Raw genomic sequence first — 14,750 nt, 5'->3', positions numbered from 1 at the left:
TCACCAGACCCCACCCGAATCCATGCCCCGGAAGAACTTTAAGCTCACATTGATCGCAACTCCAAGGTGGTATTTTGCAACTTTCTCGATATGAAACTTTTCCCATCGGCGCCGCCGTCAACACCCCTCGATTTGACAGCGGGGGCCTCACCACCCATGTTCGGGACGAAAGGGCCGACCCGAATCTCATCGAATCTGGCCCAGAATTTCCCCGTAAGCTACTGGAACTACATGAATATCGTCATTGTGGAGTCGCCGGCGAAAGCCAAGACGATCAACAAGTATCTGGGCTCGTCCTACGAGGTTCTGGCCTCGTTCGGCCATGTCCGGGACTTGCCGGCGAAGAACGGCTCCGTCGATCCCGACGCCAATTTCAAGATGATCTGGGAGATCGACCCCAAGGCCGCCGGCAGGCTGAACGATATCGCCAAGTCCCTCAAAAACGCCGACCGCCTGATTCTCGCGACCGACCCTGATCGCGAGGGTGAGGCCATCTCCTGGCACGTGCTGGAGGTGTTGAAGGAAAAGCGCGCGCTGAAGGATCAGAAGATCGAGCGCGTTGTGTTCAACGCCATCACCAAGCAGGCCGTCACCGACGCGATGAAGCATCCGCGCCAGATCGACGGCGCGCTGGTCGACGCCTATATGGCGCGCCGTGCGCTGGACTATCTGGTCGGCTTCACCCTCTCCCCCGTGCTGTGGCGCAAGCTGCCGGGCGCCCGCTCGGCGGGCCGCGTGCAGTCGGTGGCGTTGCGGCTGGTCTGCGATCGCGAGCTCGAGATCGAGAAGTTCGTCGCGCGCGAATACTGGTCGCTGATCGCGACCCTGCTGACGCCGCGCGGCGATGCGTTCGAGGCCCGTCTGGTCGGCGCCGACGGCAAGAAGATCCAGCGCCTCGACATCGGCACCGGCGCGGAAGCCGAGGACTTCAAGAAGGCGCTGGAAGCAGCCAGCTACACCGTGACCGCGGTCGATGCTAAGCCGGCCCGGCGCAATCCGCAGGCGCCCTTCACCACCTCCACGCTGCAGCAGGAAGCCAGCCGCAAATACGGCTTTGCGCCGGCGCACACGATGCGCATCGCGCAGCGCCTCTACGAAGGCATCGACATCGGCGGCGAGACCACCGGACTCATTACTTATATGCGTACCGACGGCGTGCAGATCGATCCGTCCGCTATCACCCAGGCGCGCCAGGTGATCGGCGAGGATTACGGCAAAGCCTACGTGCCGGATGCGCCCCGCCAGTACCAAGCCAAGGCCAAGAACGCCCAGGAAGCGCACGAAGCAATCCGCCCGACCGACATGTCGCGCCGCCCCGACAGCATGAACCGCAAGCTCGACGCCGATCAGGCAAGGCTCTACGAGCTGATCTGGAAGCGCACCATCGCGAGCCAGATGGAATCGGCCGAACTCGAACGCACCACCGTGGACATCGCGGCGAAGGTCGGCGGCCGCACACTGGAGCTGCGCGCCACCGGTCAGGTCGTCAAGTTCGACGGCTTCCTCGCGCTCTATCAGGAAGGCCGCGACGACGAGGAGGACGAAGACTCCCGCCGCCTGCCTGCGATGAGCCCGAACGATGCCTTGAAGCGTCAGTCGCTCGCCGTCACCCAGCATTTCACCGAGCCGCCGCCGCGCTTCTCCGAGGCCTCGCTGGTCAAGCGCATGGAAGAGCTCGGCATCGGCCGGCCCTCGACCTACGCCTCGATCCTCCAGGTCCTGAAGGACCGCGGCTACGTCAAGCTGGAGAAGAAGCGCCTGCATGGCGAGGACAAGGGCCGCGTCGTGGTCGCGTTCCTGGAAAGCTTCTTTGCGCGCTACGTCGAATACGACTTCACCGCCAATCTCGAAGAACAGCTCGACCGCATCTCCAACAACGAGATTTCCTGGCAGCAGGTTCTGAAGGATTTCTGGACCGGCTTCATCGGCGCCGTCGACGAGATCAAGGACTTGCGCGTCGCGCAGGTGCTCGATGTGCTCGACGACATGCTCGGACAGCACATCTATCCGCCGCGCACCGATGGCGGCGACATCAGGCAATGCCCGAGTTGCGGCAACGGCCGGCTCAATCTGAAGGCCGGCAAGTTCGGCGCCTTCGTCGGCTGCTCGAACTATCCGGAATGCCGCTACACCCGTCAGCTTGCCGCCGACAGCGAGACCACTGCCGACCGTTCGCTCGGCCAGGATCCTGATACGGGCCGCGAGGTCTGGGTCAAGGCCGGCCGCTTCGGCCCTTACATCCAGCTCGGCGAGCAGAAGGACTATGCGGAAGGCGAAAAGCCGAAGCGCGCAGGCATCCCGAAGGGCACCTCGCCCGGCGATATCGAGCTCGAGCTTGCGCTCAAGCTGTTGTCGCTGCCGCGCGAGATCGGCAAGCATCCGGAAACCGGTGAGCCGATCACCGCCGGCCTCGGCCGCTTCGGGCCGTTCGTGAAGCACGAGAAGACCTATGCCAGCCTGGAGGCCGGCGACGAGGTGTTCGATATCGGCCTCAACCGCGCGGTGACGCTGATCGCGGAGAAGGTCGCCAAGGGCCCGAGCCGCCGTTTCGGCGCCGACCCCGGCAAGGCGATCGGCGATCACCCGACGCTCGGCACGATCACCGTGAAAAGCGGCCGTTACGGCGCCTATGTCACGGCCGGCGGCGTCAACGCGACGATCCCGAGCGACATCGAGAAAGACGCGGTCACGCTACCGCAGGCGATCGCGCTGATCGACGAGCGCGCCGCCAAGGGCGGCGGCAAGCCCAAGAAGGCTGCCAAGCCGGCGAAGAAGGCGAAGGCAACCAAGTCCGGCGACGACGCCGCGCCAAAAGCCAAGAAACCCGCCGCGAAGAAGGCGGCCAAGCCCAAATCCGACTCCACCAGCAAGGCGCGCGCAGCCGTGTCGTCGACCGCCAAGACTTCAGCAGTCAAGACGTCGCCGACTAAGGCGGCGGCCGCCAAAGCTCCGGCCAAGAAGAGTGCCGGCACGACTTAAGAGGTTAAGTGAAACGCAAGAATGACCGTGGCTTTCCCGACCGGGCAGCCATCGTCGCCTTCATCAAGGCAAATCCCGGAAAGGTCGGGACCCGCGAAATTGCGCGCGAGTTCGGCCTCAAGAACGCCGATCGCATCGAGCTCAAGCGCATGCTGCGGGAGCTCGCCGACGACGGCCTCGTCAAGAAGAAGCGCCGGACGATTTCGGAGCCGGACACCCTGCCGTCGACGCTGGTCGCCGACATCACCGGCCGCGACGCTGACGGCGAGCTGATCGCCGCCCCCACCGAATGGGACGAGGTCGAGAGCGGCGAGCCGCCAAAGATCCTGATCGTGTTGCCGCGCCGGCCGAAGCCCGGCACCGCGGCCGGAAGCGGCGACCGCGTGCTGCTGCGCGTCGAACGCCTGGACGAGAGCGAAGGCCCGGCCTATCGCGGCCACATCATCAAGGTGTTCGACAAGACCAGGAGCCGCATCCTCGGCGTCTTCCGCGAGCTGCCCGAAGGCGGCGGACGGCTGATCCCGGTCGACAAGAAGGGAGCCGACCGCGAGCTCAACATCGCCGCGGCCGACACGCACGGCGCGAAGGACGGCGACCTCGTCAGCGTCGACATCATCCGCTCGCGCGGCTTTGGCCTCGCCTCGGGCCGCGTCAAGGAGAAGCTCGGCTCGGTCAAGTCCGAGAAGGCGATCAGCCTGATCGCGATCTACGCCCACGACATTCCGCTGCAATTCCGCCCCGCGGCCGAGCGCGAAGCCGAAGCCGCCGAGCCCGCCAATCTGAAGGGACGCGAGGACTGGCGCGACGTCCCGCTCGTCACCATCGATCCGCCGGATGCCAAGGATCACGACGACGCGGTGCATGCGCAGCCCGATCCGGACCCGAACAACAAGGGCGGCTTCATCGTCGACGTCGCCATCGCGGATGTGAGCTTTTATGTCCGGCCGGGCACCGCGCTCGACCGCGACGCGCTCGACCGCGGCAACTCGGTCTATTTCCCCGACCGCGTCGTGCCGATGCTGCCCGAGCGCATCTCCAACAATCTGTGCTCGCTGGTGCCGGGCGAGCCGCGCGGCGCGCTCGCGGTGCGGATGATCATCGCGCCTGACGGGCGCAAGCGCTCGCACAGCTTCCACCGCATCCTGATGCGCTCGGCCGCCAAGCTGAGCTACGCGCAGGCGCAGGCCGCGATCGACGGCCGGCCGGACGACACCACCGGCCCCCTGCTCGATCCGATCCTGAAGCCGCTCTACGCCGCCTATGCCTGCGTCAAGCGCGCCCGCGACGAGCGCGATCCGCTCAATCTCGATCTGCCCGAGCGAAAAATCCTCTTGAAGAGCGACGGCACGGTCGATCGCGTCATCGTCCCGGAGAGGCTCGATGCGCACAAGCTGATCGAGGAGTTCATGATCCTCGCCAACGTCGCGGCGGCGGAGATGCTCGAGAAGAAGTCGCTGCCGCTGATCTACCGCGTGCACGACGAGCCGACGCTGGAAAAAGTCCACGCGCTCCAGGAATTCCTGAAGACGCTCGACGTCCCCTTCGCGAAATCAGGCGCGCTGCGCCCGGCCCTGTTCAACCGCGTGCTGGCCCAGCTCGAAGGCCACGACCATTTCCCGCTGGTCAGCGAGGTCGTGCTGCGCGCGCAGGCGCAGGCCGAATATTCGTCGGAAAATTACGGTCATTTCGGCCTGAACTTGCGCCGCTATGCGCATTTCACCTCGCCGATCCGCCGCTATGCCGACCTCGTCGTGCACCGCGCGCTGGTCCGCGCGCTCGGGCTTGGCGAGGGTGCCCTGCCCGACACCGAGACGCCGGAAACCCTGAGCGAGGTCGCTGCCCACATCTCGGTGACCGAGCGGCGCGCGATGAAGGCCGAGCGCGAGACCGTCGACCGCCTGATCGCCCATCATCTCGCCGACCGTATCGGCTCGACGTTTCAGGGCCGCGTCTCTGGCGTCACGCGCGCCGGCCTGTTCGTCAAGCTGGCCGAGACCGGCGCCGACGGCCTGATCCCGATAAGGTCCCTCGGCACGGAATATTTCAACTATGACGAGGGCCGCCACGCCCTCGTCGGCACGCGCAGCCGCACCATGTATCAGCTCGGCGACGTGGTCGACGTCCGTCTGATCGAAGCCGCTCCCATCGCCGGAGCGCTGCGCTTCGAGCTGCTGTCGTCCTCCAGCGAGACCGCGCCGCGCGATGGCAGGCAACCCGGTCCGCAGCGCCGCCCCTCGTTCAAGGCCCAGCCCGGACGCAGCCCGGACAGAAAACGCAAGCCGGCGAAGCCGAAATCCGGCAAGCCGAAGAAGAACAAGGGCAAGAACAAGGGAAAAGGCGGGGGGCAGAAAGGCAAGGCATGGTAGCGACGAGCACAGCGTCAAAGATATGGACGCGCGAGACTGGCCTCATCGAGAAGCGCGACCTCTGGACGGCGATGAAGCGCGGCTTCCGCGGCCGTTGCCCGCGCTGCGGCGAGGGAAAGCTGTTCCGCGCCTTCCTGAAGACCGCGGACAATTGCTCGGTGTGCGGCCTCGACTTCACGCCGCATCGCGCCGACGATTTGCCGGCCTATCTCGTGATCGTCATCGTCGGTCACATCGTGGTGCCGACCATCCTCTGGATCGAGACCAATTACACGACGCCGGTCTGGATCAGCTTTGCCGCCTATCTGCCGTTCACGTTCGTCGCCTCGCTGGCGCTGCTGCAGCCGGTGAAGGGAGCCGTGGTCGGCTTGCAATGGGCTCTGCGCATGCACGGCTTTGACGACAACCCTCCGGATGGTATTCCGCCGGTCTGAGCGAATAATCAAAAAGGCGTTTGGGTGAGGACATGACGGATACGGCGCAAGCGGAAAAAACCAAGATCCACGAGGGCAAGGAAGCCGACCACCATCCCTATTTCCGCCCGAAGGATGCGGCGACACTGATCCTGGTCGATCGCAGCGGCACGACTCCAAAGGTCCTGGTCGGCAAGCGCCACGACAAGGTGGTGTTCATGCCCGGAAAATTCGTCTTCCCCGGCGGCCGTGTCGACAAGGCCGATTATCGCGTCCCCGTCGCCGCCCCCATCACGTCAGAGCTGGAAGCCAATCTCGCCAAGGGCAGTCCGAAAACGCCGCCGTCGCGCGCAAAGTCGCTGGCGATCGCCGCGATCCGCGAGGCCTGCGAAGAGACCGGCCTCTGCCTTGGCCGCAAGGTCGAGGGCAAGGTGCCCAAGCTTGACGGCAACTGGAAGCCGTTTGCAGATGCCGGCCTGCTGCCCGATCCGTCCAGCCTGTTCCTGATCGCGCGCGCCATCACCCCGCCCGGCCGTGTCAAGCGGTTCGACACGCGCTTCTTCACAGCGGATGCCTCCGCGATCACCCACCGTGTCGACGGCGTGATCCATGCGGACGCGGAGCTGGTCGAGCTGGTCTGGGTCGAGCTCGGCTCGAAACCGCTCGCCGACCTGCATCCGATGACGCGCAACGTGCTCAACGAGCTCGATACGCGTCTGGCCACCGGCCCGCTCCGCCACGATGCGCCGGTGCCGTTCTTCCATTTCTACGGCGGCAAGATGCAGAAGGATATCTTGGGGGCTTAGCCCTCGTCGTCCCGTCATTCCGGGCACGCCTCTCTCCTCCGTCATTCCGGGGCTCGCGTAGCGCGAACCCGGAATCCATCTATCGGCAGTCTCTGCGGCCCAATGGATTCCGGGCTCGCCGCTCCGCGGCGCCCCGGAATGACGAGAACGTGCTGAGCTCGCATCGAAAAACAAAAAATTCTTCCCATCCATCTCGCTGGCGGAGTTCCCCGGCGTGCCTATGTGTCGATGAACGACACCCAGTACGGATACGGGGCGATGGCACAACGGCAACTCAAGCTTGGCGCGTTCATGCGCCCGATCAGCATCCACACCGGCGCCTGGCGCTATCCCGGGGCCTGGCCCGACGCCAATTTCAACTTCGGCCACATCAAGACGCTGATAAGGAAGCTCGAGGCCGGCAAGTTCGACGCCTTCTTCATGGCCGATCACCTCGCCGTGCTGAACATGCCGATCAATGCGCTCAAGCGCAGCCACACCGTGACCTCGTTCGAGCCGTTCACGCTGCTGTCGGCGCTCTCCGCCGTCACCGAACGGATCGGCCTGATCGCGACGGGCTCGACTACGTTCGACGAGCCCTATCACGTGGCGCGCCGCTTCGCCTCGCTCGACCATCTCAGCGGCGGCCGCGCAGGCTGGAACATCGTCACCACCTCGAACCCGGACGCGGCGCTGAATTTTGGCCTCGACGATCACATGGAGCACGCCGAGCGCTACAAGCGCGCCCGCGAGTTCTACGACGTGGTCACCGGCCTCTGGGATTCCTTCGCCGACGATGCCTTCGTGCGCGACGTCGAGAGCGGGCTGTTCTTCGATCCCGCGAAGATGCACACGCTCGACCACAACGGCAAATACCTGAAGGTTCGCGGCCCGCTCAACATCGCCCGGCCCGTGCAGGGTTGGCCGGTGATCGTGCAGGCCGGCGCGTCCGAGGACGGCAAGCAGCTTGCGGCGGAGACCGCGGAAGCCGTGTTCACCGGCGGAGGCAGCCTCGCCGACGGGCAAAAGCTCTACGCCGACATCAAGGGCCGCATGGAGAAGGTCGGCCGCGATCCTGAACACCTCAAGATCCTGCCCGGCGCTTTCGTCGTGGTCGGCGACAGCGTCGACGAGGCCAAGGAGAAGCGCGCGCTGCTCGACAGCCGCGTGCATTACGACAGCGCCATCGCGTCGCTCTCCGTCATCCTCGGCACCGATGCCTCCGGCTTCGATCCGGACGGCCCGCTCCCCGAAATCCCCGAGACCAACGCCAGCAAGAGCGGCCGCCAGCGCATGGTCGACCTCGCGGCCCGCGAGAAGCTGACCGTTCGCCAGCTCGCCCAGCGCGTCGGCGGCTATGGTGGGCTCGCCTTCGTCGGCACGGCGAAAACCATCGCCGACCAGATGGAGGAATGGCTGGTCGGGCGCGGCTCCGACGGCTTCAACATCATGTTCCCGTTCCTGCCCGCCGGGCTCGACGATTTCGTCGACAAGGTCGTCCCGGAGCTGCAAAAGCGCGGGATCTTCCGCAAGGAGTATGAAGGGGCCACCCTGAGGGAGAATCTGGGCCTGCCGCGGCCTAAAAATCGGTTCTTCGAGGCCTGATCGGGCCGATTTGGGTGGTTTCTGGCCCCTAAAACCTTGACATCAGGCGGTTTCTGGCTAGGTTGCCGGCCAACGCGGGCCGTTTGGCCGGCTCCAGATTCCCTTCATTCCTGAGGTTCTGAACATGGCCAAAGCGGTCACCATCAAGGTCAAGCTCGTGTCCTCGGCCGACACCGGCTTCTACTACACTGCCAAGAAGAATTCGCGCACCATGACCGACAAGCTGGTCAAGAAGAAGTACGATCCCGTGGCGCGCAAGCACGTCGAATTCCGCGAAGCCAAGATCAAGTAAGATCGCGGGACATTACGGACTTTGACGGGGCCCTCGCGGGCCCCGTTTTTATTTTGACCGTATCCCCGCGCGCTACAATGCCACCAGCGCGTTCACGCGCGTCTTGCTGAACACAACCCTCGATTGCCTTGCTCGCAATGCATGATATCGTGCATTGATCGGGACGGCTGTTCCGTCCCGACATCGGGAAGGACACAGTCATGAGATTGCCCTCGAGCCTCGTCGTGCCTTCGGCCCTGGCTTTTTTGTCAACGGCCGTTCTGTGCGGCCCGGCCGCGTCACAAATCCCAACCGGCTCCGCCGCCACGCTACCTCCCGTCACCGTCGCTGCGCCGGCGGCAAAGCCACATCGGACGGAGCAGACGACCAACACCGGGATCTCATCGCGCCGGACAGCGTCACCCGCTCGAACGTCGTCGTCGGCTACATCGACGCCGTCACATGCCCCGGGCTCTGTGATGGGAAGGATTGCCAGCCTGGAGAGAGTCGCCAGCAGCTGCAACGGTGGCTGTGCGTCGAGTTTTGCACACGGCAAGGAGCCCTGGATTGGCTGCAGCGAGTCGGGCGGCAACATCGATTATGGACCTTTCTCGCCAACGTGCCGGGACACCATCACCCATAAATCCTACATGGATTGCGTCGACACGAGGGTGTTCCTGGGTGACAATCGAAACAGAGCTCACTGGATGTGCAGCAGCCTGGCCGCCGGCAACAGGTTTCAAGTCGCTGAACTCAAGCGATCAAAGCGTGCGCACTAGTATGACCGAGAACGGCAGCCCGCTGCTTGATCTCGTTATCTAGTGTCCCGGACGCGCGGAAACTTAACGCGTTGCCGCGCTCCGTCCGGGGCACGAGACCGAAGTTAACGCTCTCGTCTTTCTCAGCGTCGTCATTGCGAGGAGCAGCTGCGACGAAGCAATCCAGATTGTCTCCGCGCAGGGATTTTCTGGATTTGCTTCGCTTCGCTCGCAATGACGAAGTGAGAGTGACAACCCCGCCCCCTCTCGTGTCCCGGGCGCGCTGCAACGCGCGAGCGTTGCTGCGCAGAACCGGGACCCAGGAAACCACTCGGCGCGATGCCGATACGTGGGCCCCGGCTCTGCAGCGCACCGTCGAAGCGACGCTGCGCCGCGTCCGGGGTAGGAGCGCTCTGACTCACGCTACTCCACACTCCGATCTGCGCATTCCGACGGCGGCGGACCAAGTGTGACCCACCTCAAAGAGCGCCGTGACGGATTTCCATATCTCCAGCGGGATCGTTGCATGAATTTGGTCCATTCCCGTGAAGAGCCATTTGCCGTTGCTGGATCCGCTGCGCTTCGCCGCCGCCCTCGGAGTCGCCATTTTTCACCAGATGTTCTGGTCATGGGCCTGGGTTTCGATTGGCGTGCCGGGTTTCGAGCGCACCGTCGCCGCCGATGTTATCTACCCGTCCGCCGCGCCCTTCACTTGGTTCGGCTGGGTCGGCGTCGAGATCTTCTTCGTGATTTCCGGCTTCGTCATCGCGAATTCCGCAAGCCAGGCCTCACCGGGCGAGTTTCTCCTCGGCCGCGCGCTCAGGCTTTATCCGGCCGTCTGGGTGTGCGCCACCGCGACCTTTCTCGTCCTGCTTCTGTTCGGAAGCGGACCGGCATCCGAACTGATCCTGCCCTATCTCCACGCCATGCTGATGGTTCCCAAGGGCGTCACGGGCCAATGGCTCGACGAGGTCTACTGGACGCTGGCCGCCGAGACCGCGTTCTACGGTCTCGTGTTCTGCGCGATGCTCACGAAGAGGATCACCCTGCGCCACCTCGCCTTCGGCCTCACCATCTACAGCGCCATCTTCAACGCGATCGCGCTGCTGGTGATGTCCTGCACGACGCCATCCGACCTGCCCTATCTGGTCATCCTGATGTTTCGGGTGCCGTGCGCGGCATTCCTGCTGACGCATGGCTGCTTCTTCGCGCTGGGGATCTGGCTGTTCATCTCCGCGAACAGGGAATTGACAGCGCTCGAACAACTCGCCGTCGCCGTCACGTGTCTTTCGGGCGCCGCGGAAATCTACGTCTTCGCCAACTTCTTCCTGACGTCCATCCCTGCCATCTCGGATCAATCAGCCCTCGTGCCGATCATGGTCTGGGCGGCCGCGGTGCTCCTCATTGCCCTTGCCGCGAAGCGAAGCAGGCGCGCGGCGAACATCGCGTCGCCCGAAACACCGGCCTACCTGAGAACGCTCGGACTGATCACCTATCCGCTCTATCTCACCCACAACGTCATTGGCACGGCGATCATTCGCGCCCTGGTCGATGCGGGCCTTGATGCCACCTCGGCCCTATGGATCGCGCTGGGCATGCTTGTCCTGATCTGCTGGCTCATCTGCGCGAAGATCGAGCCGGCCGTCAGGTGCGCGTTGATGCAAGCCCTCGCGCATATCGGCAAGCTGCCGAAGCGGCAGCCGAAATCGCGTCGTCCGGCATTGGCCCGGGGGCTACGGCTTCCGGTGCCCGTTGCGGTCAAGGTGAAGGTCGCGACATCCTAACTTTGACGCACGTGATGCCATCAATGGGCTACGAGCCGATTTTCCCTTTGCTGGCCTTCTGCTCTACTGATGGCGGCGCCGCTGGCTGGCGCTCTCGCCAGGGGAGAAATCATGAGCCGAATGGTACATGTTCCTGTCGGAATCTTCGATAGCTCGCGTTACGGTTTCGCGCAGGTTGCCACCGTCCCCACACCATTCGGCGATGTCGTGTATGTGTCCGGCCAGGTCGCTTGGGACGCAGATCAGAACGTCGTTGGAGCTGGCGATATCGGCCGTCAACTCAGCAAGAGCCTCGAAAATCTTGGCGTTGCGCTGGCGACGGTTGGTGCGACACTCGATCAGGTCGGTGCGTTGCGGCTCTACATCAAGCAAGGCCACATGCACGAGGGTGCGGCCATTAGCGTCGCCCTCAAAGCGGCGTTCGGCGATAACCCACCGTGCACAACCTGGATTGGAGTACCAAGCCTCGCCAAGGAGGAGTTCCTCATCGAGGTGGAGCCTTCTGTGGTTTTCTTGGCGCGAAGTAGCTGATAGCTGCTCAGGATCACAGGCGGCCCCATCACGGCCAGACAGCGCGGCATCCGCCGAAGCTCTCAGCCGGCGGAAGCGACCACCCGTCCCAGCCAAGCCGTCCGCAATACCGGTGTTGGCGGCTGCGACGGGCAGCCTCCGTGTCACGCCTCGGCCACGGCTTGACCCCGAGGCACGTTGATCCTCGTCAAGCAGCGAAGCAACGCAGTCCTCTACGCTTGAACTATCGGGCAGGAGCGCACCATGCTTCCCTTCACGCTTGAGCAGTTCCTCAACGTCTTCGCGGCCTACAATACGGCGATCTGGCCCGCGCAAATTCTTGCTTATGCGATTGGAGCCATCGCCGTTGTCGCCCTTTTCCGGAAGGGCCGCGCCTCTGATCGTGTTGTCTCAGCCGTTCTCGGATTGATGTGGCTGGGCACCGGTTTTTTCTACCACGGCGTCTTCTTTTCCTCGGTCAACAAGGCCGCGTTCGCCTTTGGCGCCTTGTTCGCTATAGAGGGCGCGGCACTACTCTACACGGGTGTCGTCCGCGGCGGACTTCGCTTCGCGATGAGTTTCGGGCTTCGAGCGGTGATCGGCGCAGGCTTTATTCTCTACGCATCTCTCATTTATCCGCTGATCGGTGTTGCTACGGGGCATTCCTGGCCGAAATTACCGATGTTCGGTGTAGCTCCCTGCCCTGTCACCATCTTCACCTTCGGTCTGTTACTTATGACGACCGACCGCTTCTCCTATTGGCTTCTGGTGATACCCTTCATCTGGTCAATCATCGGCGGGAGCGCAGCCATCCTCCTGGATGTTCGGCAGGATTGGTTGCTTCTGGTTAGCGGCTTCATTGCCGTTCCAATCGTAGTCGTCGGAAACCGACATGCACTTGCCGTGCTTGCCGAGACGAGATTGACGCCCTCAGCCGAATTGAGCCCATGATCGTGACGAGTGGCAGCGACCGCGCGCCCATGTTGGAAAGCCATCGCATGCCTTCAGGCAACAGGATTTGGAAGGCAGTTGTTGCAGGGTTGTGCGGAAGCATCGCGCATTCGCTGCTGATGTACTTCAAGTCCTGGGCTGGAGTGCTTCCATCATTCCAGCCCTACGAAAGTTTCCAGACGACGCTGGGCCATATGACCGGCACAGCAATCCATCCAGTAGTGCCGTGGCTGCTTTCGTTCCTGAACGGCTCAACCTTCGTCAGTCTCGCCTTTGGGCATCTTTATCGATGGCTACCAGGCAGTACCGGTGCGATCAAAGGAATGACATACGGCGTGCTCGGATGGGCGACTATGGGGTTGGTGTTCTTTCCCATGATCGGGCTTGGATTTTTCGCAGTGCAGGCTGAACTTGGCATTTCGCCAGCACTGTTCTCGCTGGCGATGCTCCTGACTTACAGCGTGGTCTTGGGCATGGTTTACGGCGCACTCAACTCCTGACCTGTTCGATCAAGAGACCAGGCATATGACCGCTCCGGCCGAAGGATAGCCCAAGATGCCCCACTTTCGCGCGCTGACCGCCACGACCCCATATCTGTTTTTCACCGGAAAGGGTGGAGTCGGCAAAACCTCTCTTGCGTGCGCCACGGCTGTTGGCCTCGCGGACCGTGGACTGCGCGTTCTCATCGTCAGCACGGACCCTGCGTCGAACCTCGACGAGATGCTCGAAGTCACCTTGAGCGATCGCCCTACGCCGGTGCCCAGCGTGACCGGACTTTCGGCGATGAATATTGACCCCGAGGCCGCTGCCGAGAGTTATCGCAAGAGAGTGCTCGAACAGCTCGGACCGGAGGTTACAGCTGACGAGCGATCGACTGTGCGCGAGCAGCTCTCCGGCGCCTGCACCACCGAAATAGCGGCCTTTGACGAGTTCGTGGGACTGTTGGACGGCGACATAGCAGGGTTCGATCACATCATATTCGATACCGCGCCGACCGGCCACACGCTGCGGCTCCTGAGCCTGCCAAAGGCATGGACCGGCTTTCTCAAGGACAACGATCGGGGCGCGTCCTGCCTCGGCCCGCATTCAGGTCTGAAGATTCAGGAGGACCGATTTCGTAAAGCGCTTCAGGCCCTGGGTGATTCCAGGCAGACCACCATCATCTTGGTCACCCGCGCCGATCGGGGCGCGATTCGCGAGGCGGCGAGAACATCGGGCGAACTTGATGCGCTCAATCTCTCGAACCAGATTCTCGTGGTGAACGGGCGCTTCCACGCCACGGACCCCACCGATGTCGTCGCAGTTGCACTCGAGCGGGATCAGGACGAGGCGCTCGCCGCGATGCCTGCGGCGCTCGCCAAACTGCCGCGAGACGAAATTCCCTTGCTTGGCTTCGATATCGTCGGCGTAACGGCTCTGAGGGCGCTGCTCTCGCCCTCCAATCAGCCCTCGGTTTCATCCAGCGAGTCAAATGCAGAAGCGGTCGACCTGCCGGGCCTGGACCGGTTGGTCGATGACATCGCGCAAGGCAAGCGCGGCCTCATCATGGTCATGGGCAAGGGCGGCGTCGGAAAGACGACGATCGCTGCCGCCATCGCGGTGGGGTTGGCGAAGCGGGGGCATGCCGTCCATCTCAGCACGACCGATCCCGCGGCCCACGTCAGCTTCGTCGTCGATGGCGTCATGCCAGGTCTGACGGTCGACCGGATCGACCCGCGGGTCGAGACGGAGCGGTATGTCGCGAAAATACTGGCGAGCCGTGGCCGTGACCTCGACGAGCAGGGCAAGGCCCTGCTGCTCGAGGATCTTGCTTCGCCGTGTACCGAGGAGGTCGCTGTGTTTCATGCCTTCTCGCACGTCGTTGCGGAAGCGCGAAGCGCCTTCGTGGTGCTCGATACGGCGCCGACGGGCCACACACTCCTTCTGCTGGACGCGACCGGCGCCTATCACCGCCAGTTGACGAGCCAGCTTGCACCGACCGGTGCGGGACGTATCGTTACCCCGCTGATGCGGCTCCAGGATCCGACCCACACCAAGGTGATCCTGGTGACGCTGCCGGAGACGACGCCGGTTTCCGAGGCCGCCTCCCTTCAGGATGATTTGCGGCGTGCCGGCGTCGAACCATATGGCTGGGTCATCAACAAGAGCCTCACCGTCTCGGGGACCTGCGATCCTCTGTTGCGGCTGCGGCTCGACAAAGAGCAGGCACAGATCACGCGCGTCAGGAAGGGGCTCGCCAAGCGCGCTTTCATCATCGGATGGCGAACCAAGCCGCCAACCGGTGTGGAAGAGCTCAAAACTCTGTCATGAACGTTGCTTAGGCTCTGA

General features: G+C 63.5%; 11 protein-coding genes. All 11 read left to right on the top strand.

What is annotated here, in order from left to right:
* Positions 1-231: 231 nt before the first annotated feature.
* The 11 genes from topA to arsA all read left to right on the top strand — a co-directional run bounded on the left by topA (position 232) and on the right by arsA (position 14,732).
* Positions 232-2,979, top strand: a complete 2,748-nt coding sequence (topA, locus tag FNV92_RS15570) for a type I DNA topoisomerase (protein ID WP_143845781.1) — start codon at positions 232-234, stop codon at positions 2,977-2,979.
* 8 nt (positions 2,980-2,987) lie between these two features.
* A complete protein-coding gene (rnr, locus tag FNV92_RS15565) occupies positions 2,988-5,345 on the top strand; it encodes a ribonuclease R (RefSeq protein ID WP_143845782.1) in 2,358 nt (785 codons plus the stop codon).
* Positions 5,339-5,779, top strand: a complete 441-nt coding sequence (locus FNV92_RS15560) for a DUF983 domain-containing protein (RefSeq protein ID WP_015685611.1) — start codon at positions 5,339-5,341, stop codon at positions 5,777-5,779. Before rnr ends, FNV92_RS15560 begins: the two co-directional genes overlap by 7 nt.
* A 32-nt stretch (positions 5,780-5,811) precedes the next feature.
* Positions 5,812-6,564, top strand: coding sequence for an NUDIX hydrolase (locus FNV92_RS15555; RefSeq protein ID WP_143845783.1), 753 nt, complete (start codon positions 5,812-5,814; stop codon positions 6,562-6,564).
* A gap of 258 nt (positions 6,565-6,822) precedes the next feature.
* Positions 6,823-8,148 carry an LLM class flavin-dependent oxidoreductase gene (locus FNV92_RS15550; RefSeq protein ID WP_143845784.1) on the top strand — a complete coding sequence of 442 codons (1,326 nt, stop codon included), beginning with the start codon at positions 6,823-6,825 and terminating at the stop codon, positions 8,146-8,148.
* Positions 8,149-8,272: 124 nt separating this feature from the next.
* A complete protein-coding gene (gene rpmG / locus FNV92_RS15545) occupies positions 8,273-8,440 on the top strand; it encodes a 50S ribosomal protein L33 (protein ID WP_008139339.1) in 168 nt (55 codons plus the stop codon).
* 1,282 nt (positions 8,441-9,722) lie between these two features.
* Positions 9,723-10,961, top strand: a complete 1,239-nt coding sequence (locus FNV92_RS15540; RefSeq protein ID WP_143845786.1) for an acyltransferase family protein — start codon at positions 9,723-9,725, stop codon at positions 10,959-10,961.
* Positions 10,962-11,072: 111 nt separating this feature from the next.
* Entirely contained in the window at positions 11,073-11,492 is a 420-nt protein-coding gene (locus FNV92_RS15535) for a RidA family protein (RefSeq protein WP_244623691.1), read from the top strand.
* Positions 11,493-11,735: 243 nt separating this feature from the next.
* Positions 11,736-12,422 carry a DUF6064 family protein gene (locus tag FNV92_RS15530; RefSeq protein WP_143845788.1) on the top strand — a complete coding sequence of 229 codons (687 nt, stop codon included), beginning with the start codon at positions 11,736-11,738 and terminating at the stop codon, positions 12,420-12,422.
* The gene (locus FNV92_RS15525; protein WP_015685605.1) at positions 12,419-12,922 is read left to right on the top strand and encodes a DUF6789 family protein; all 504 of its coding nucleotides are present in this window, start codon (positions 12,419-12,421) and stop codon (positions 12,920-12,922) included. Before FNV92_RS15530 ends, FNV92_RS15525 begins: the two co-directional genes overlap by 4 nt.
* A gap of 55 nt (positions 12,923-12,977) precedes the next feature.
* Positions 12,978-14,732: an arsenical pump-driving ATPase gene (arsA, locus tag FNV92_RS15520; RefSeq protein ID WP_143845789.1), complete on the top strand. Its 1,755-nt coding sequence runs from the start codon at positions 12,978-12,980 to the stop codon at positions 14,730-14,732.
* The last annotated feature ends 18 nt before the right edge of the window (positions 14,733-14,750 follow it).

Source organism: Bradyrhizobium cosmicum (genome assembly GCF_007290395.2).
In the GTDB taxonomy this organism is placed as follows: Bacteria; Pseudomonadota; Alphaproteobacteria; order Rhizobiales; family Xanthobacteraceae; genus Bradyrhizobium; species Bradyrhizobium cosmicum.
This window is presented reverse-complemented; position numbering and strand designations above follow the sequence as displayed.

Bases quoted from the DNA above. Each gene is read 5' to 3' on its own strand.
- FNV92_RS15550 (WP_143845784.1), top strand. From the start codon at position 6,823: ATGGCACAACGGCAACTCAAGCTTGGCGCGTTCATGCGCCCGATCAGC.
- rpmG (WP_008139339.1), top strand. From the start codon at position 8,273: ATGGCCAAAGCGGTCACCATCAAGGTCAAGCTCGTGTCCTCGGCCGAC.
- FNV92_RS15535 (WP_244623691.1), top strand. From the start codon at position 11,073: ATGAGCCGAATGGTACATGTTCCTGTCGGAATCTTCGATAGCTCGCGT.
- topA (WP_143845781.1), top strand. From the start codon at position 232: ATGAATATCGTCATTGTGGAGTCGCCGGCGAAAGCCAAGACGATCAAC.
- FNV92_RS15525 (WP_015685605.1), top strand. From the start codon at position 12,419: ATGATCGTGACGAGTGGCAGCGACCGCGCGCCCATGTTGGAAAGCCAT.
- FNV92_RS15560 (WP_015685611.1), top strand. From the start codon at position 5,339: ATGGTAGCGACGAGCACAGCGTCAAAGATATGGACGCGCGAGACTGGC.
- FNV92_RS15530 (WP_143845788.1), top strand. From the start codon at position 11,736: ATGCTTCCCTTCACGCTTGAGCAGTTCCTCAACGTCTTCGCGGCCTAC.
- FNV92_RS15555 (WP_143845783.1), top strand. From the start codon at position 5,812: ATGACGGATACGGCGCAAGCGGAAAAAACCAAGATCCACGAGGGCAAG.
- arsA (WP_143845789.1), top strand. From the start codon at position 12,978: ATGCCCCACTTTCGCGCGCTGACCGCCACGACCCCATATCTGTTTTTC.